Below are 18238 nucleotides of genomic sequence, written 5' to 3'. Positions count from 1 at the left end.
CCGATGGCGCTCCCGGCGACCCGCGCACGGCCCTTCCGGGACGTGCCCGGCGATCCGCTGAGAGCGTCGGCGGCGGTGCGCCGATCGGGCCGGGTGCCGCGACAGCGGCACCCGGCCCGATCGCTAAAGCCACGCCCGCTCGCTGGCGATCCGGATCGCGTCGATCCGGTTGCGCGCCGCAATCCTCGTGATCGCGCTCGACAGGTGGTTCCGCACGGTCTTCACCGACAGGGACAGCCGTGCGGCGATCTCCGCGGTCGTGGCCCCGTTCGCCGCGATGCGGAGGACCTCCAGCTCGCGCGGTGTCAGCGGGTTCTCCTCGACGGCGCGGGCGGTCCCGGCCAGCTCCGGGTCGATCACCGGGCGGCCCACCGCGACCTGACGGACGACGCGCATGAGGACGTCGGCCGGCGCCTGCCGGCTGAGCAGGCCGAGCGGGTCGACGGCCAGCGCCCGCCGTACGCCCATGGGGTCACCGCGGTCGGCCAGCATCACGACGGAGCACTCCGCGGTCAGCTCGCGCAGGTGTGCCACGCCCGTCGATCCCGCCGGGCCGGGCAGGTCGATGTCGATGACCGCGACGGCGGGACGCAGCTCCGCCACCTCCGCCGCGAGGCCGTCCCCATGGGACAGGGCGGCGACGACCTGGATGTCGGGTTCCCGGTCGAGACAGGCGGACAACCCTAACCGGAGCACGTGCACATGCTCGGCCACGAGCGTACGGATCGCCGCGGGCCGCGAGTCGTTCCGCGATGATCCCCACCGCCTGAACCCCGGTCGGCGCTCCGAACATCGATCGTTCTTGTTCATGTACCGTCCCTGATCGCCCCTGTCGACAGCCGTAAGGCACTTTGCCCCGTACATCTCGGATAAACCTTGCAAAGCGCCGTGAGCTAGAAGTTACTGGTCAAGCCACCGCAGTATGCCCCGTTTGAGGCAGGGAGCGACCGACTCGGTACGAGCGGTCACCCGCCCGTGGGCGCAGAGCCCGCAAGTGCGGCCTGCAAGGCGTCGAGTGAGCCGGAACCGCCGGAGGCCTGCGACCCGCCCGGCGTCCCCGGAGATCCACCAGGCGTCGTCCGGGTGTCTCCGGCCGCCGTCGGAGCGGTCATCGTCGCGGGTACTCCGACGGGAGCGGCCGGTCGGCTCCCGCCCGGCTCCGCGACGTCGCTCGCCCGGCTCGCCGCGGACCCGGGCCCGTGCGGGACGGCCGCCGACCGCGCCGGGGCGGAGGCCGAGCCGCCCGCGCCCGCCGGCCCGCGGCGCGGTACGGACACCGGGCCGTCCCATGCCGCCGATCGGGACGGGACGGAGACCGAGCCGAGAGCCTTGCGGCGGGGTCGGCCCGTGAGCGTCCGGACCCATCGGGGCCACACCCGGTACGCGGGCGCTCCCGGCCGGGCGGCCCCGGCGAAGGCCCGGCGCCGCCAGCCCGTCAGGGAGCCGCGCTGGATGACCGTCCCGGTGTGCGGGGCGTGGACGAACCGGCCGCGGCCGACGTAGATGCCGACGTGACTCGCCCCGGAGAAGAACACCAGGTCGCCGGGGCGCAGGCTCCTCATCGGGACCTTGCGCCGGATCAGGTGGTACTGGATGTCCGCGCGGTGCGGCAGGCTGACCCCGCCCTTCCGCCAGGCCGCCATCGCCAGGCCCGAGCAGTCGTACGATCGTGGGCCGGCCCCGCCGAACCGGTACGGCTTGCCCATCTGCCGATAGGCGAAGCGAACGGCTCGCCGGGCGGCGACCCGCTGCGCGGCGATCCGGGTCAGGTACCGCTCATAGGCGTGCAGGACCCGGAACTGCCGATGCGTCGGCGCCGAGGTCGCCATCACGGCGTATCCCCGCTCCGTACGGGCCGCCGCGCCGGACGGCGTCCAGAACGCCAGGAGCACGCTGACGCCGATCACCGGGTATCGCAGTAAAGCGGGACGCGCAGCGCCGAGGCGGGCTTTACCGGCCGGAACACGGTCATGGTACGTCGACTTCATCCACCATCCTCCAAATGGCGAGTGAGCCTTTTCAGCGCAACACTTACCCTGAAAGACGGGACACGTACCATTACCCTTTTCGCCGCAATCCCCGCTATCCGGATTTCAGCCGGCCGCCGATTAAGAAAGGTCAGCACCGACACGGGAAAGCACCAGACGGCGGTAAACAGAACGCCGCCCAACCGCCTCGAATAAGGCGATTGGGCGAGGGTGTGGAACTCCGCGAAAACGAAAACCGCCCGGCCGGAGTACCGGCCGGGCGGAAATCGGAGCCGAAGGTCAGGAGTTGCCGCCCCGGGCGAAGGAGGCGTCGCCGTCGCAGGCCGCCGCCGCCAGGCCCTTGATGGCGCCCGAGTTGCCGCAGATCACGATGGGCGCCGCGACCGGCGCGCTGACCTGGTCGTTGCTGAGCAGGTGGGTGCTCGACGAGCCGCTGCCCTGCGCCGAGGACTGGCTGCAGGCCTCGGGGCAGACCGGCGCGCCGACCGGCTGCGAGCAGGCCTGAGCGCAGGCCGGCGCCTGGTGGACGGTCGTCTGGGCCGGCGGCTGGGCCGCGTCGCAGGCGGTCGGGCAGGCCGGAGCGGCGGGCTTCGGAGGCTCGGCCGTCACCTGAGTGGACGACGAGCACGTCGCGGGGCAGGCCGAGTTCGCCTGCGAGGCCGCGCTGCCGCTGCTGATGCTCGAGTGGCCCCGGCAGGTCGCGGTGCCCAGACCGCTGTCGGAGATCGCGTTGCCGCAGATCAGGATCGGGGCGGTCAGCGGCGCGTGAACCTTGTCGTCGCTGCCGATCGAGGTCGCCTCGATGCCGTGGTCGTGGTGGTGGCTGACGAAGCGCAGGCGCTGGGCGGCGCCCGTGGCCAGGGTCGAGCGCGGGCTGAGCGCGTTGACGGCGTTGCCGTTCGCGTTGACGGTGGTGTTCCGCAGCAGGTTGTTAGCGGTGATCGGGGCGGTGACGGGAGCGGTCACGTCCGCCAGCACGCCGCCGAGGAGGCTGCGGTCCCCGCGCGTGGTGTTGTTGTCGGCGTTGGCGATGCCACCGCCGACCGCCGCGAACGCGGCTCCGACGAGGAGGGCTCGGGCGGCGCGAACAGTCCATTTACGCATTGGTCCCCCAAGGGTGTCTGTTTTTCCAGCGATGATGCGGGTGGTTTTCCGTCGCGGCGGGATCGCACGATCACGTTGGATCGGAATATTGGCGAGATCCACCCATCGTGTCCGCGAGAGCGGAGACCCGGATGCTTGAGCGGCGATTCGGACGTGCGGCACAGAATGTGCTCCACGCGTACGAGTCGGTCCGCTTCACGCACTCTCCAGGTGGCCGATGATCTCGAAAGTCGAAGGTTCTTGCTGACCGGTGGAAAGGCTAACACCGCCATTCCCGTCTGCCGGAGCACGTCGAATCGCTACGTAAAAGGGTCACCCGCCGCGCGGCGGTGTTCTCCACGGCGAGGCTCAGGCGAGACCAGGCGGGAGCCGGAAAGGCAAACCGCAGGCAACGAAGAGCGCTTCATTCGACGCCGATCCTTGATGTTGCCATTACCCGCGTTCCGCAATTCCCCTGGCCCGGCCGTCCGCCGGCGTCCGCGAGGGCGGGGAAAATTAGATGACATGCCGGTATCCGGTTCCTACGCTGCCTCGGGTGCGTGACCTGACCCGCCTGCCAAAGGCCCACCTGCACGTCCACCTCGAGAGCGCCATCCGCTGGGCGACGCTCCGGGAGATCGGGACCGCCAACGGCGTTCCGGTGCCGGAACCCCCCGCCGACGGCCCGGTCGTGTTCGACGACTTCGGCCGGTTCGCCGACCTCGGCGCACTCGTCCGCGGCTGCCTGCGCCGGCCGGAGGACTTCCGTCGGATCGCCGTCGAGTTCTGCGCGGACGAGGCCGCGCAGGGAACGCGGTACGCCGAGGTCACCTTCACCGCGGCCGCGCACGGTGAGCGTCTCGGCCATCCGGAGATGCCCCTCGAGGCGGTGCTCGAGGGACTCGCGGAGGGACAGGCCGCGTACGGCATCGAATGCCGGGTCCTGCTGGACCACTCGCGCCGGCGCTCGGTGGACCGTGCCCGGCACACGGTGGACCTGGCCGCGCGGTACGCGACGCACGGGGTCCTCGGCATCGGCCTGGCCGGCGACGAGGTCCATCCCCTCGCGCCGTTCGCCGAGGTCATCGAGTCGGCGCGGGACGCGGGCCTCCACCTCGTCCACCACGCGGGGGAGACCTGCGGACCGGCGAGCATCCGCGAGGCGATGACCGTCGGTCACACCGAGCGGCTCGGGCACGGCATCCGCGTCCTGGACGACGCCGACCTGGTCGCCGAGGTACGGGACCGCGGCCTGCCCCTCGAGGTGTGCCCCTCGTCGAACGTCGCGCTCGGCGTGGCCCCCTCGTTCGCCGCGCACCCGCTGCCGCTCCTGCGCGACGCCGGGCTCGTCGTGACGGTGAACACCGACATCCCGGTGATCGTGGGCACCACGCTGACCGAGGAGTACGCCCGGATCCGTACGGCGTTCGGGTACGACGACGCCGTGCTGGCCGAGTTGTCGCGGGCGGGGGTCGAGGCGTCCTTCGCCCCGGAGCCGACCAAGACCCGGCTGTGCCGGGAGATCGACGCGTGGCTGGCCACCCCCGCCTCCTGACCGGGCGGGCACGGTCGGCCGCCCGGCGGTCGGGGCCGCCCGGCCTTGGACGGCCTGGGCCGTCCCGGGCCGGCCTTGGACGGCCCGGTCGCGGCCGCCGCTCGTACGGCGGCCGCGGTCGCGTTCGCGCTACCCGGCGCGACACCGCCCTCGCCGGGCCGCCCCTGTCCGTGTGTCTCCGGCCTGCCTTACTAGGGTCGGAAGCATGTCCGAAATGGCGTATCGCCCGCTGGGCGACTCCGGTCTCGTCGTCTCCGTCGTCGGCCTCGGCTGCAACAACCTGGGCCGTACGAAAACCCGTACGGAGACGCTCGAAGGCACCAGAAAGGTCATCGACGCCGCGCTGGACGCCGGCATCACCCTCTTCGACGTGGCGGACATCTACGGCGCCGAGCCGGGACTGTCCGAGGACCTCCTCGGCCAGTCCCTCGTCGGCCGCCGCGAGGATGTCGTGGTCGCCACCAAGTTCGGGATGGACATGCGCGGCGCCAACGGCCCCGACTTCGGCGCGCGCGGGTCGCGGCGCTACATCCGCCGGGCCGTCGAGGCGTCCCTGCGCCGGCTGCGCACCGACCACATCGACCTCTACCAGTACCACGCTCCCGACGGCGTGACCCCGATCGAGGAGACGCTCGCCGCCTTGGACGAGCTCGTCCGCGAGGGCAAGGTCCGCTACATCGGCTCCTCGAACTTCGCCGGATGGCAGGTCGTCGAGGCCGACTACGTCGCCCGCGCCGCGGGTGGTGCCCGCTTCATCAGCGCACAGAACCACTACAACCTGCTCCACCGCGACCCCGAGGCGGAGCTCGTACCCGCCTGCCAGGCGTACGGCGTCGGGCTGCTGCCGTACTTCCCACTCGAGTCCGGCCTGCTCAGCGGCAAGTACCGGCGGGACGAGGCTCCTCCGGCCGGGACGCGGATCGGCGACACCCGGCGTGCCATGCACGCCGACGCGGACTGGGACACCATCGAGGCGATCGGCGACTTCGCCGACCAGCGTGGCGTGTCGATGCTGCACGTGGCCATCGGTGGCCTCGCCGCCCAGCCGACCGTGTCCTCGGTGATCGCCGGTGCCACCTCACCGGAGCAGATCCGTACGAACGTCGAGGCCGCGCAGTGGATCCCGAGCGATGAGGACCTGACGAAGCTCGCCGAGCTCACGGGCTGAGGCGGCCCCCGGTCCGGCGACCGGATCTCGCTCCGATCTCCACGTCGGCCGATTGAACCCCGGCGCGCCGTTTCGCGTACTCCCTGCCGACATCGGACCCGCGCGGGCGGGACGACCGCTCGCCGGCCCGATCGCGTCTCGCCCGGCGAGACGCGATCGGGCAGGGACCGAATCGTCGGGGGCGGGGCGGCCGGAAGACCTTCGGCCGCCCCTGGTCCGGCCCGCGTACGCGGCTCTCCGGGCCTGCTGTGAGGTGGGCACGGCGGCCGTGCCCGGATACGGTGAACGCCAGGGTCGATCACATGCGCCGGGACGGGTCGTGCCGGGCGGAAGAGACCAGGGGATGGCCGGATGAGCGTCGCGCACACCGATGTCGGCGCCTACGTGCTGGGCCTTCTCGAAGAGGACGACCGCCGTGCGTTCGAGGAGCATCTCGCCGGGTGCGCGGCCTGCGCCTCGGAGGTCGCGGAGCTCGACGGCATGCGGCACCTCCTGAGCGGCCTCGCCCCTGTCGAGCCCGCCCCCGATGCGCCGCCGGCGGACGTCACCGACCTGTTGCGGCGCCGGCGCCGGGCCGCGCGCCGTCGCCGGCGCGGCACCATCGTGATCGGCTTGGCGGCGGGTGTCGCCGTCGTCGCCGGCGGCGTGACCATCGGCGCCGCCCTGACCGGCCCCCGCGCGTACACCCACCATCACGGCAGCCCCGCCGCCGACCTCCTCGCGCGGGGCGAACGCCACACCGCCACCGACCCGACGACCCACGCCACCGGGATCGTCGCGACCGAGAGCGCGCCGTGGGGGACACAGGTCGCCCTGGACTTGGCCGGCATACGCGGCCCGCTGACGTGCCGGCTGGTGGCGGTGACCCGGTCCGGGGAACGGCGCGCGGTGACGGGGTGGGCGGTCCCGGCCAAGGGGTACGGCGTGCCGGGCGCGCCGGCCCATCTTCAGGTGCACGGCGGAACGGTCGCCCCGCGTTCGCAGATCGTACGTTTCGACGTGCTCATCGACGGCGGCGGAACCCTCCTGAGAATCCCCGTATGAGAGTCGCCCGGCGCACGGGCGGCCAAGATGGATGGCGTGAGCGGACTCACAGTGCGGGAGATCCGGCCAGGAGACGGCGAAGGCTGTGCGCGGGCGTGGCGAGACGCCGGCCGACACTACGCCGCGATCGTGCCGGAAGTCGTTCAGGAGCCTGATCCCGAGGGTCTCGTCGAGTGGTTCGAGCAGGCCATCGGCGAGCCTCGAGAGGAGGACACCGCCTGGTTGGTCGCCGAGGACGACGGCCAGGTGGTCGGACTCATCGAAGCGGCGGTGATCCGGCCGGCGCCCGACGCCCGCTGGCAGATCCAGCGGGACCTGTCACGGGTACGCCTTGTGATCAACGCACTCGCCGTCGCCGCGGAGTGCCGCCGCCAGGGCACCGGCACGGCGCTCATGGCGGCCGCCGAGGCGTGGGGACGGCGAAGGGGCGCGGAGATCGCGGTGACCGACACGAACCTGAGCAGCCCGCTGTCGGTTCCGTTCTACGAGAAGCGGATGGCCTACCACCGACAGGGGATCACCCTCCGCAAAGCCCTCAGGCCCGCGTGAGCGACCGTCGAGCGTGAGCGCGGCGGGGTCGACCTTCTCCTGGTCGGCGGTCGCGACCGCCGACCAGGATCGGCTCGGTGACCTGGGTGCCGGATGACAGGGCCGCGTCCGTCCGGGGTCACCAGGGGACGACGCCCTCGTCGTCGAAGAAGCCGCCCCGCGGTCCGTCATCCGGCAGGGTCGCGAGCCGGATCGCGATCGCGGCGCCTTGCTCGGGCGTCCGCGGGGCGTTGAAACCGGTGAAGTCGGTCGCCACGTAGCCGGGGCAGGCGGCGTTCACGATGACGTTCGTTTCGGCGAGCCGGCGGGCGTACTGTGCCGTGACGCTGTTGAGCATCGACTTCGACGGGGCGTACGCGGCCATGATCGGCCCGGTCTGCAGCGTCAGCGAGCCCATGTTGCTCGACATGTTGACGATGCGCGGCGAGTCCGCGCGGCGGAGCAGCGGGAGCATCGCGTTCGTCACCCGGACGACCCCGAACACGTTCGTGTCGAGGACGGTGCGGACGACGTCGAGGTCGAGCGTCGTCGGATCCTGCGCGCCACCGTCCGTCCGGCCGGAGATGCCCGCGTTGTTGACGAGCACGTCGAGCCGCCCTGCCGTCTGCTCGATGGTCGCCGCCGCCGCGGCGACGCTGTCGTCGGAGGTGACGTCGAGGGCGACCCCGAACGCGTCGACGCCTGCGGCACGCAGACGCTCCACGGCCTCCTCGCGCCTGGCATCGTCGCGAGCCCCCACCGCGACCGTGAAGCCGATCGCCCCGAGACCCTGTGCGATGGCGAAACCGATTCCCTTGTTCGCGCCGGTGACCAGCGCGATCTTCGTGTCGTTCACGCGATCCATGCTCGGCGAGCCGCACGCTCGGGGTCCAACACCGACTCAGTCTGCTGTGATACCCACCGGGTATCACTCGGTAGGCTGCTCGCGTGGACGATCTCGAGACCCGCGAGCTCCGGTACTTCGTCGCCGTCGCCGAGGAGTTGCACTTCGGACGCGCCGCTGTTCGGCTCGGGATCGCGCAACCGCCGCTCTCACGCGCGATCCGCCAGTTGGAGCGGCGGCTCGGCGTCCGGCTCCTTGACCGGAACCGCCGTGGAGTGGCGCTCACCGACGCCGGCCGGGTGCTGCTCCGCGAGGCCGGAACGGCCCTCGACGCGGTGGCGGCCGCCGCGCGCCGGACGCGGCGTGCCGGGGACCCGAAGCGGCCGCTCGTGCTCGTGACGAAGGCCGGGGCGTCCCACGAGCTGCTGCAACGGCTCCTCGACGCGCTCGCGAGCGAACCCGACGCGGCACCGATCGAGGTCCTCCTGTGCGAGGTCGGCGAGCAGGCAGGGCTGCTCCGCGACGGGCGCGCCGACGTGGCGCTCATGCACCGGCCGTTCGACGACCTCGCCGGGTTCGACACCGAGGACCTCTGCACGGAAGGCCAGGTCGCGATCCTTCCCGCGGCGCATCCGCTCGCGTCACGCGATCAGCTCACGCTGGCGGAGGTCCGCGACGTACCGGACCTGCCGATCGCTCGATGGCCCCGGCTCGACGGGTCCTACCCGGACGGGCCCGGACCGGAGGTGCGCACCCAGTCGCAGCTCGCTCAGCTCGTGGCGCTCGGCAGGACGCTGCTCGTCATCCCGGCCTCCAGCCGCGCCTGGCAGTGGCCCGAACACGTCGCGGTGCCCGTCGTCGACGCGCCGAACGTCACCACGGTGATCGCATGGCCGCGCAGCAGTCGCTCACCGGCGGTCGCATCACTCGTCCGCTCGGCGACCGGCCTCCACGGCACCGCGCTGCCTTCGCCCGTGATCCACCATGGCAGGTAGCCGGCACCTCCCGCCGTCGAGCGGGAGGTGCCGGCCGTGTACGGCCTCAGCTCTGGGGGAGCTGCGGCTTGGCCGACGCGGTGATGTGCACCGTGTAGCGCTTGGTCCGGCCGCTCGTGCGCCGGGTGACCGACCAGCCATTGCGCACGATGCTGATGCGCAGACTGATGCCCGGATGGCCGAGTTCCCGCGTCATGTTGAACTTCTCGGCGCCCGCCATGGCGTCGATCAACGCGTCGACGAACTTGGCCATCTCCTCGTAGGTGACGAGGCCGGCCATGGTCGCCGTGTTCAGCGCCACTTTGATCTGGTCGCGGAGCTCGGAGAGGTCGGGGCAGTTCAGCGTTGCGCCCAACGACCAGGTCAGATCGGAGGATTTGATCTCGCCCATGGCGAAGGTCCTTTCGGGTGATCTTTTTTGTGCGTGCGATGTCTTGCACAGCACCGTCCCGATGCAGCTTGGGGTGGCAAGCGCTCCGTCGCACTCTGCATGATTTCCGTGCCTACCTGGACCATCCCCGAGCCGGCGTCCGCCGCCGGACGCCTCTGGCGGTTACGGGCCCGTGGTACGCCGGCCACCACAGGAGCCGCCATGCCGGTCAGGATCTGGCTTTCCTACGGGTGGCCGGTCAAGTTCTGCGATATTCCGGTGAAACCGTCTGTTCCGTGATCAGGAGGCACTATGAGCACTACTCCACGCGACGTCTTCCTCCGCCTCGTCCATGGCGTGGCCGAAGGTCGCTCCGCCGAGCTGCCGGACTTGTACGCCGAGGTCACCGACGTCCGGCACCCGATGGCCACGCCCGAGGCCGAGCCGTTGACGAGTCGGCGTGAACTCCGGGAGCACTTCGCCGTCCCGCCGAAGGCTCGAGGGTCGATTCCTGAGCGGCGGGTCGTTGATGTCGTCGTCCACGAGACCGCGGATCCCGAGGTGATCGTCGCCGAGTTCGCCTATGAGTTCCCGAAGCCGGACGGTTCGGCGACCAAGGTCCCTTGTGTCTTCATCATGCGCGTCCGGAATGGCGAGATCGTCGAATCACGCGACTACATCGACCCGATCCGCGCCCACCAGGCACGCGATGACATCGACTCCCTGGTGGGCATTCTCCGGCCGGACACACCTGCGTAACGGACGGTGGCCGGCCACTACGGTCGGCCACCGTGGTTGACGAAGCCACTGTGGAGTCTGCCCGGCGAACTTGCGCGGCGGGGCCGTCGGCCCACCCCGGAGGGGAATCCGGGTCACGCCCTGTGGGGCGAGGGGCCGGAACTGCGACTGGGGCCGTTCGGGCCCAGAGACGACCAAGGGCCTTCCCCGACGTTCGTCGGGGAAGGCCCTGATCAAGGAGCGGAGGCTCGGGGATTTGAACCCCGGATGGACGGTAAGCCCAAACCGCATTAGCAGTGCGGGGGAGCTGCGCCACTGCGTGCATAGGCTCATCTGACCTGCGGCGACGTACACCGACGGACGTCACCGCACCTCTGTAAACCGCAACCCCAACTGCAACCAGCGCCCCCGGCCCATAGGCTTGGTAGCTGTAGGTTACAAATTCGACGCCAATGGGCAGCAAGCAACTGACCTGACGCGGGAACGTCACATGAAGAAAACGAAGCCAAAACAGCGGCGTAGAGCGATGCGGGGAAAGATCGGTCTTGCCTAGTAGGCACTTGCGACCGCCCGCAAGGCGAAGACTTTCCCTGCTTACTTCCTCGGTGCCCGCACACCCCGTCCAGGGGCCAGGAAAGAAGTAAGGATCTTAGCGATGCTAGCGCCGTCGATATTCTCGCGAGAGACCGCTTCATGGACAGACAGCGCCACGATAAGTCGTTCAACGTCTGCAGGATCGAGCTCTTTTCTAGCCGATGCTCTGACTAGCCGAGCCAGGCTACGCAACCTAACCATTGCTCGCAGTTGCGAAAAGACCACCTCAATCCCAGCCACCGAGGCGACCGCGATGAAGGCAGCTACATACTCTTTCCGGAGATACGCGCCGATACCGGTCACAGGTACGGCAACGCCCCACAAAGCAGACATTGTGAAGCTTTTACGCAGAATGTTTTTGTGAATGGCCATACCCGGCCTCCTCGACGAAACGCGCCGACCGGATAACTCATGGCCACGGAGATGAAACCTCGCTGCCACATACTAGCCTACGCCGCGCGGTGGCGTGTCACTTCTTCACGAAGCCGCCGAGCCTCTGAAGAACCATCCACGTCCACCTATCGCAGCAGCCTGCGAACAGCCGAGTGACTACTCACAGCGAGGGACGCGTTCTTCTCAATGCGAGGATAGCCGGGTAAGCCCGTTCCCGGCCATACAAACGGACTCGGAGCGCAGGGCCGGCCACGACCCGAGCTCCGGAAGCCGTGCAGCGCCTTCCGGCAGAGCGCGACCGACGCGATCACGGATCCCGTGGCCAAAACTGGTCGCCCATGATCCGCACTCTCCTATGCCTGATCACCTACAGGCGCGGAAGCGCCACCAGGCACAACGGCGCTGACGCTTCCCTCCGGTTGGCGCCAAATCACCATCAGGCCTTGCTTGCGGGACGTCTCCGTGGCTAGTTTCGCTTGAGACTCTGGATTTCTCCAGGATTTATGCGACGATCTGTGGGTCACCTATGGTCGAGCAAAGTGGGGGCGCATGACGGGTGATGGTAACCCTACGGCCGCGCAGCTCGTGGTCACGGTACCGCAGCCAGATGACTCTGGCGCCAACACAGCTGACCGCTATGAGTGGCAAGCTGCCATGGCTGCCGCCCAGGGCCTCAGTCTCTATCTTGATGCAATCGATGAAGACGGACGCCTAGCTTCCGACGAGGACCGCCGCATCATCTGCGAGTACCATGAAGACTGGGTAGCGGTACACGGAGACAACGCCGTGCTTGTTTCTGGAAAGCACCGCGATCCGGAAGTTGGCGCTTACACGACCATCAATCAGCTCGCCGACAAAGGCGGCTTGGCGCATTTGTTTCTACGTTGGCACGCTCTGAAAGAGAAGCCTACGTGCAAGCTGGTCACTACTGGTGGTCTTTCAAACGGGGCTCCACAAGATCTCGAAGCTGCCGCCAAACGGCTACGACTTCGGCGTTTGGCAAATGAAACATTCTCAATTACGAAGCAGGACGTGCCGGTAGTTAACAGCCTGCACTCCGCGATTCGCACTTATGGAGAGAGCCACCTCCCCCGCGAGTGGACTGGCGAGGAGGCCCTTTCCTTGGATGAACAGAAGACACAAACCGCGCGGTTTCTTTCTGCGTTGAGCATTGATCACGCTCAGGTCATGCGCGCTCACCTTCCCCACGCCGCACCGAATATGTTCGCCAAACCTGTAGTAGATCGCCTCAGCCTCGAAACACCACCAGAAGCCGTATGGCAAGCCGTATTGGGCCTCTTCCGCACCCGAATGCGCGCAGCAGGACCGAACTCAACTGGAGCGCTTCCAACCGTATTCGAATCCGTTATAGGTACTGGCGTTCCCACTGTTGAGGATAGCGAGCGCGCTCTAGCAAACAGAATCGTCACGATGCAGGACATCCACATCGCGATCGTCACCGCTACCGTGAACCCGGGAGCGTACCAGCCGATCGCTCCTCCTATTCGGATGACCCGCGCAGCAGTAAAGATGGCTGCCGGCGAATGCTCCGATAATAGTATCGAGCGAGCAGAGCAGCTACGAAGAGATTACCATCGGTACTGGCATAACCGAATGAGCGGCGATCCTACCGCCATAGCCGACCGAGAAAAGTTCCGTCGCCTCCTCCTGCGTATCAGCGACAAGGCCACTACGCCTAAAGTACGCGCCAGTTCACCATGGGGAGCGGCACTCTGGAATGAACTACAGGACGTCATTGACGGAATTCCAGCTGAGGAAATTCCCGTAGGCCTCGATGCTGATCTGCTTCTAGGCGGAATCAGCGATCTCGCGAATGTATGCCAAATTTGGTTTAGCGAACGCTTCGATGTTGATGCGGAGATCGCCCGTCTACGCGCACGCCGAGGAACTGCAGCATGACCACTGCATACGAAGCTCTGGAACTGCAGCTACTCCGGGATGACCTCGCATATCACCAAGCTCGAGTTCTTCTTCTAGTCGCTGCAGTCTCCGCCACTCCAGGTCATGCAAATAAACTCGATGGCCTGACGAAGCTAGCTAAGCTTGACTTCCTTCTCCGCTATCCAGCCTTAGCCCCCACGGTCCTAGACGATCTGCAGCCTGAAGATCCGCGTCTCCATCTGAGCTCGTCAGAGATTGCAGAACCGACCGACGTAGAGGCTCCTATGATGCGCTACAAGTATGGGCCTTGGGACGACAGGTACTACGCAATCATTGGCGCGCTCGTGGGCCGCGGCCTTGTGCGCTATGCGAAAGGCCGTCGCGGCAATGTTGCGCTCACGCCAACTCCTAGCGGCCGAAAGCTCGCCTCTCAGATGGCTACGACTCCCAACTGGGCAGATATGATCGATCGCAGCTACGCTATTGCAGCAGCATCTGCCGGCATGACCGGCAATACGCTAAAGGACCGCATCTATCAAAAGCTGGCTACTCTTATGGATCGCCCTCACCGGCAGGTGATCAGGTGACTATCAGATTCCGCATCGATCAGCTCACCTTGCGCACGACCGAGGGGAATGTTCGTTACGATTTTCGATCCGAGCTAACGATATTGTCAGGTCCTACCGGTGTAGGCAAAACAACCCTTCTTGAGCTAATCAAGTTTGCCTTCGCAGCAGGTGACGCCCGCCTAGCCGCCGTGGCGACCGACTATGTAACTGATGTAGTAGTTGATATAACAGTCGGCCAGGACCGATTGCGTCTGGCTCGGAGTGTAGATCCGGGGAAAAGGAAAAAGATTCGCGTCACCGATCTTCTGACCCAGGAACGCATGCCGGACCATCACGCCGGTGATGACATTCCTAGCATCAACACTCTTCTACTAACTAAGCTCGGGTTGCCCAGTGATATGCGAGCTGCAGCGCAGAAGGGCAAGAGCAGCAAAGCTGGCAATCGCGTCACTTTTGCCGACATATATAAGTACGTATATATTCCACAGTATGCGATGAATCGCGATATCGCAGGCAGCCAAGACGACTATTATACTCCAAAACGCATAGCCGTCTTTGAGCTGTTGTTTGGCCTTACAGAGCCTGACATTCTCGCACTCCAATCTGAAGTTAACCTTTTGAACGGGGAGATTGAAAAGCAAAACTCGCATATCGAGGCCGTCAAGGCGTTTCTTCGTGACAGCCAGACGACGGGTCGACTAGAAGCGGAGCGAGACCTTATGGCGGCTGTTGCCGCCCAGGCGCAAGCCGAGGCCGAGCGTGATTCGATCCGGGAAGAAATCGATCCGGTAATCGATCGAGAGACGCAGGCCCTTAGAGACCTTCTTGCCGACGCTGAACGGAGCCTCGCCGACGCTCATGCGGCTAAAGTCTCCCTATCGCGTCAGAAAGATGAATACGCCGCCGAACGTGACCGCGTTCATGCAGACCTCGCACGGCTGGCCCGTATGCAAGACGCGGGCATGCGCCTAGCCAACATTGAATTCGCAGTGTGCCCACGTTGCATGCAATCGCTCAATCAAAGGAATGTACCTTCGGATTCGTGTCGTGTTTGTTTGCAGACTGACCCGGTTGAGGGCCTGGCAATAGAAGACCAGTACGAGACAAGGCAGCTCAATGCTCAACTCCAAGAAATGGATGACCAAATCGACGTTACCCAAGAGCAACTTGAGGAGGTTACGCGCGCGATTGTCGACCGGGAACAACTGATCCGAAACCTAACGGCTTCACTAGACATGCGTACGTCACATCGCGTCACGCCTCGGCTGCAAGCGTTTAGCGACGCGTCCGAACGCCTGGCCGCTGCACGCGCCCGGCAGGAGCAATTCGAAGCCCTGCTACGACAATGGGATCGCGTAGCAGACCTGGAGGCGGAGCGAGAGCGCCTAAAGCTTCGGCAGGAGAGTCTTAGGGCAGATATCAAATCACGGAAGGCCGCCCTAGAGGAACGAAAGAGGGTGGTGCTCGGTCGACTAGGTTCCGAATTTAGGCGCGCCGTCATTGATTTGCGGATTGCCGCGGTGGAGTCTGCGAGTGTTGACCCGGATAGCTATCTACCCACAGTTAACGGCAAGGTCTACGGCAGGACCGCTATCCCCGGAGGGGGAGCGATGACTGCCATCCAGATTGCATACTGGACCTCCCTGATGACTGTGGCACTAGGCGATGTCGATACCCGCTATCCCACACTGTTGATCCTCGATGGGCCGCGCCTTGCTCTAAATACGGCAGAGGACACATGTGCAGCCATCTATGGACGGCTAGCCAGTCAGGCATCAGCCAACGCCGGCCGTGTGCAGATTATCATTTCAGATAACGAGATTCCTTTTGCTTACCGGAACGGCTATCCTCTGATTGAATTCGACTATTCCAATCCGACAATCTCCCCCGTTCGTCATCCAGGTAAGGCTAATGTTGAGCTGATCGTCACCGAGGATGAGACGTCTTAGGTCATACAGAGCTTGGCCGACATGATTACTGCAACTGATTTACCTGTGGCTGACCGGTGGTTCGTAATGGCGGGGCTTAGAAGACTCAGAAACAGTTCTGAGGGAGTCTCGGACCGGGCGGTCATTCTCGGTTGCGGCGTAGCTTCCGGACTGTTGGGGCGACATTCGCCCTTCCCGACGACACGGGTTTTCCTGTCCACGGCCGAGTTCAGGGTCATGCCAGAGGTTGGGCTGACCGCCAGACGCGCTCGAAGCTATCAACGTAGATGCTGGCCACGTCATCGTGCTCGACGTGCCGTATATGGAGCACGGGTGCGTTTGAGGCCGTGATGCCGAAGGCGTGCGGGTTGACGAGAAGGTCGTCGTCGGCACGATAGAGCGAGGCGTACAGGACGGTTCTGTGGAGTCGGATCTCGACACCGTCGATGTCTCGGAGCGGCTGATACAGCACGATGCTGTTTCGGATCTTGGCTGCCATCGCCTCGCCTACGCCTTCGTCGGCACCGCGTTCCGCTACGTGTGGACTATTTGGGTCGCCGAGCAAGATCCGTACGGGGAGACCGGCCTGCGCCTTCTTTGCGAGGATGCGGATGATTCCGGTGTCCTCGGCGATGAAGAGACCCGAGTAGACGAGAATGCCGATCTCCTGTTTGGCTTGACTGAAGAGCCAGTGCCATACGTGGCGGGGAACGGCCCAGCGGTGGGCGTAGGAGGCTTCGATCTCTGCGCCACCCAGTCGTGGCGATGGTGGCTGTATGTCAGCGCGCCAGACTTCCGCCTGATCAATGCTAAGGAGATGGGCCAATTCAGAACGGTGACGCGGGTAGGGACGTCGTCCATCCAGCCACCGTCGAACGGTCTTCACATCCACGCCCAAGCGGGCGGCTACGTCCTGCTCAGTCAGGCCGGCCTCAGCGAAGGCACGCCTCAAGACATCGTTCACCGCGATCCTCCAAACCGCGCTGGCTGGGCTGACGCTAACACAAGACGTCCCTAGACGTCCCCTAGCTGCCCATGAGAGGTCCGCGCTCTCACGCGAGCCTATTTGGACATGTGGCGGATCGACCCGGTCCGTCGCTCGCGGACGGATCGCAGGCTGCGAGGCGCAAGATGACTGATTGCTCTCGATCGAGCTGCATGCTGATGCCGGCCTTGCCACACACGGCCGGTAGGGCGCGGCAGTACGTGCGATGGCTGCTCGCCGCCTGGGAGCTGCCCTCGATGGTGGACACCGTTGAACTGCTGGCCAGCGAGTTGGTGACGAACGCCATCAACGCGACCGGCCTTCGCCAGATGCCGGAAGGCACCAACCCACTCGTCGGGAAGGCACAGCCCATCTACCTGTGCCTCTCGGTACGGCCTGAGGCCGTGCTGATCGAGGTCTGGGACTCCAGCAGCACGCCGCCGCTACAGCGTGCGGCAACGGACGACGAAGAGAACGGCCGCGGACTAGTGCTCGTACAAGCGCTATCGAAGGAATGGGGCTGTGTCCTCCTACCGACGGGCGGGAAGATCGTCTGGTGCGAGTGCCTGGTCGAGGGGTCGGCATGAGCAAACAGCGGAAGAGCTACCAGGAGGTCGCGGAGGTCATCCGTGATCGGATCGCGGGCGGTGATTGGCAGCCTCGGGGCCAGCTTCCTTCTCAAGCGAAGATGGCTAAGGAGTTCGGCGTCTCGGGCAGTACGGTTTCCGACGCCATCGCTGATCTCCGGCAGCGCGGGTACGTCTGGACGCTGCCGCACAAGGGCAGCTATGCGCGGCCGGCCGAGGACTGGCGCGAGGAGTCCTCGTGAATCCACGCGAGGAGGGGCTACAGCGCTCGCTGGCGGAGTTCTACGCCATGCTCGACAACATGCGGTTCACAGGCGCATCTCAGGTCGTTGAGGTTCAGCACCTTAAGGCCCTGGTCGGCAAGTATCCAGAGCAGGCACGGCGCTTCCTCGCCGATCATGACGAAGAGCGACGCCCAGAGTGATACGACTGCCATGGCCACGCAGTACGGGAGATGCGCAGTGAGAGGAGCCCGGTGAGCCCACGAGAGACCGCATGGGGCGCGTACGCGCAGATTGCCGAGGTCCTGCGGCAGCGCATCAGCGGCGGAGAACTCGTGCCCGGTTCTCCGATGCCTTCCGAAGCGTCCTTGTGTGATGAGTTCGCCGTTGTTCGTAACACGGTCCGTCGTGCTCTCGCCGCTTTGGAGGATGAGGGGCTGATCGAGACACTTCCGGGCAAGGGGCGCGTCGTGCGTGGCGAGGCACCGACGCAGTATGAGTACCGCCGCATCGCTGCGGAGCTGCGGAAGCGGATCGAGGGCGGTGACCTGGCAGTCGGCGACGCCTTGCCGAGTGAGGCTGCGATCGTCGAGAAGTACGGGGTCGCGCGCGGCACGGCACGCCAGGCGCTCGCCGCCCTTGAGCAAGATGGCCTGATCGAGGCGCGTCACGGCAAGGGTCGCTTTGTTCGTAGACGTCCGTAGACGCCTCGCCTACGTCCGTGGACGTCCCAAGATCACCGCGTA

General features: G+C 66.2%; 19 protein-coding genes. 13 read left to right on the top strand and 6 right to left on the bottom strand.

Annotated elements, in window-relative coordinates; all coding sequences use genetic code 11:
* Window positions 1-123: 123 nt before the first annotated feature.
* From ABD978_RS41080 to ABD978_RS41070, 3 genes are all read right to left on the bottom strand, one after another.
* Window positions 124-714 carry a LuxR C-terminal-related transcriptional regulator gene (locus ABD978_RS41080; RefSeq protein ID WP_345366674.1) on the bottom strand — a complete coding sequence of 197 codons (591 nt, stop codon included), beginning with the start codon at window positions 712-714 and terminating at the stop codon, window positions 124-126.
* A 251-nt stretch (window positions 715-965) separates the two neighbouring features.
* Window positions 966-1907, bottom strand: a complete 942-nt coding sequence (locus tag ABD978_RS41075) for a C40 family peptidase (protein WP_345366672.1) — start codon at window positions 1905-1907, stop codon at window positions 966-968.
* A 360-nt stretch (window positions 1908-2267) separates the two neighbouring features.
* Entirely contained in the window at window positions 2268-3092 is an 825-nt protein-coding gene (locus tag ABD978_RS41070) for a chaplin family protein (protein WP_345366670.1), read from the bottom strand.
* Window positions 3093-3627: 535 nt separating this feature from the next.
* Between ABD978_RS41070 and add the strand changes: the two genes are divergently transcribed.
* From add to ABD978_RS41050, 4 genes are all read left to right on the top strand, one after another.
* A complete protein-coding gene (gene add, locus ABD978_RS41065) occupies window positions 3628-4626 on the top strand; it encodes an adenosine deaminase (RefSeq protein ID WP_345366668.1) in 999 nt (332 codons plus the stop codon).
* A gap of 205 nt (window positions 4627-4831) precedes the next feature.
* Window positions 4832-5794 carry an aldo/keto reductase gene (locus ABD978_RS41060; RefSeq protein ID WP_345366666.1) on the top strand — a complete coding sequence of 321 codons (963 nt, stop codon included), beginning with the start codon at window positions 4832-4834 and terminating at the stop codon, window positions 5792-5794.
* 351 nt (window positions 5795-6145) lie between these two features.
* Window positions 6146-6838: an anti-sigma factor family protein gene (locus ABD978_RS41055; protein ID WP_345366664.1), complete on the top strand. Its 693-nt coding sequence runs from the start codon at window positions 6146-6148 to the stop codon at window positions 6836-6838.
* A 129-nt stretch (window positions 6839-6967) separates the two neighbouring features.
* Window positions 6968-7387, top strand: a complete 420-nt coding sequence (locus ABD978_RS41050; RefSeq protein ID WP_345366662.1) for a GNAT family N-acetyltransferase — start codon at window positions 6968-6970, stop codon at window positions 7385-7387.
* A 118-nt stretch (window positions 7388-7505) separates the two neighbouring features.
* Here the strand turns inward: ABD978_RS41050 and ABD978_RS41045 are convergent, their stop codons facing one another.
* Window positions 7506-8231, bottom strand: a complete 726-nt coding sequence (locus ABD978_RS41045) for an SDR family oxidoreductase (protein ID WP_345366660.1) — start codon at window positions 8229-8231, stop codon at window positions 7506-7508.
* 83 nt (window positions 8232-8314) lie between these two features.
* On the opposite strand from ABD978_RS41045, the gene ABD978_RS41040 reads away from it, so the two are divergent.
* A complete protein-coding gene (locus ABD978_RS41040) occupies window positions 8315-9205 on the top strand; it encodes a LysR family transcriptional regulator (RefSeq protein ID WP_345366658.1) in 891 nt (296 codons plus the stop codon).
* A gap of 46 nt (window positions 9206-9251) precedes the next feature.
* Here ABD978_RS41040 and ABD978_RS41035 read toward each other — a convergent pair whose 3' ends face one another.
* Window positions 9252-9596, bottom strand: coding sequence for a hypothetical protein (locus ABD978_RS41035; RefSeq protein WP_345366656.1), 345 nt, complete (start codon window positions 9594-9596; stop codon window positions 9252-9254).
* A gap of 291 nt (window positions 9597-9887) precedes the next feature.
* On the opposite strand from ABD978_RS41035, the gene ABD978_RS41030 reads away from it, so the two are divergent.
* From ABD978_RS41030 to ABD978_RS41015, 4 genes are all read left to right on the top strand, one after another.
* Window positions 9888-10334: a nuclear transport factor 2 family protein gene (locus ABD978_RS41030; protein ID WP_345366654.1), complete on the top strand. Its 447-nt coding sequence runs from the start codon at window positions 9888-9890 to the stop codon at window positions 10332-10334.
* Between the two features lie 1515 nt (window positions 10335-11849).
* Entirely contained in the window at window positions 11850-13220 is a 1371-nt protein-coding gene (locus tag ABD978_RS41025; RefSeq protein WP_345366652.1) for a hypothetical protein, read from the top strand.
* The gene (locus ABD978_RS41020) at window positions 13217-13789 is read left to right on the top strand and encodes a hypothetical protein (RefSeq protein ID WP_345366650.1); all 573 of its coding nucleotides are present in this window, start codon (window positions 13217-13219) and stop codon (window positions 13787-13789) included. Before ABD978_RS41025 ends, ABD978_RS41020 begins: the two co-directional genes overlap by 4 nt.
* Window positions 13786-15720 (top strand): hypothetical protein, encoded by a 1935-nt coding sequence (locus ABD978_RS41015; protein WP_345366648.1) that lies wholly within the window; start codon window positions 13786-13788, stop codon window positions 15718-15720. Before ABD978_RS41020 ends, ABD978_RS41015 begins: the two co-directional genes overlap by 4 nt.
* 214 nt (window positions 15721-15934) lie before the next feature.
* Here ABD978_RS41015 and ABD978_RS41010 read toward each other — a convergent pair whose 3' ends face one another.
* Complete coding sequence (locus tag ABD978_RS41010) at window positions 15935-16663, bottom strand: helix-turn-helix domain-containing protein (protein ID WP_345366646.1); 729 nt, start codon at window positions 16661-16663, stop codon at window positions 15935-15937.
* Between the two features lie 200 nt (window positions 16664-16863).
* Between ABD978_RS41010 and ABD978_RS41005 the strand changes: the two genes are divergently transcribed.
* Genes ABD978_RS41005 through ABD978_RS40990 form a run of 4 tightly spaced genes read left to right on the top strand, consistent with a single transcriptional unit; the run spans window position 16864 to window position 18196 of the window.
* Entirely contained in the window at window positions 16864-17271 is a 408-nt protein-coding gene (locus ABD978_RS41005; RefSeq protein ID WP_345366644.1) for an ATP-binding protein, read from the top strand.
* The gene (locus ABD978_RS41000) at window positions 17268-17513 is read left to right on the top strand and encodes a winged helix-turn-helix domain-containing protein (protein ID WP_345366642.1); all 246 of its coding nucleotides are present in this window, start codon (window positions 17268-17270) and stop codon (window positions 17511-17513) included. Before ABD978_RS41005 ends, ABD978_RS41000 begins: the two co-directional genes overlap by 4 nt.
* Window positions 17510-17695, top strand: coding sequence for a hypothetical protein (locus ABD978_RS40995; RefSeq protein ID WP_345366640.1), 186 nt, complete (start codon window positions 17510-17512; stop codon window positions 17693-17695). The genes ABD978_RS41000 and ABD978_RS40995 overlap by 4 nt, the downstream gene beginning before the upstream one ends.
* A gap of 51 nt (window positions 17696-17746) precedes the next feature.
* Complete coding sequence (locus tag ABD978_RS40990) at window positions 17747-18196, top strand: GntR family transcriptional regulator (protein ID WP_345366638.1); 450 nt, start codon at window positions 17747-17749, stop codon at window positions 18194-18196.
* The last annotated feature ends 42 nt before the right edge of the window (window positions 18197-18238 follow it).

It is taken from the genome of Actinoallomurus liliacearum (genome assembly GCF_039542035.1).
Classification (GTDB): Bacteria; Actinomycetota; Actinomycetes; order Streptosporangiales; family Streptosporangiaceae; genus Actinoallomurus; species Actinoallomurus liliacearum.
The sequence above is the reverse complement of the archived record's forward strand: the minus strand, read 5'-3'. Positions and strand labels throughout refer to the sequence as shown.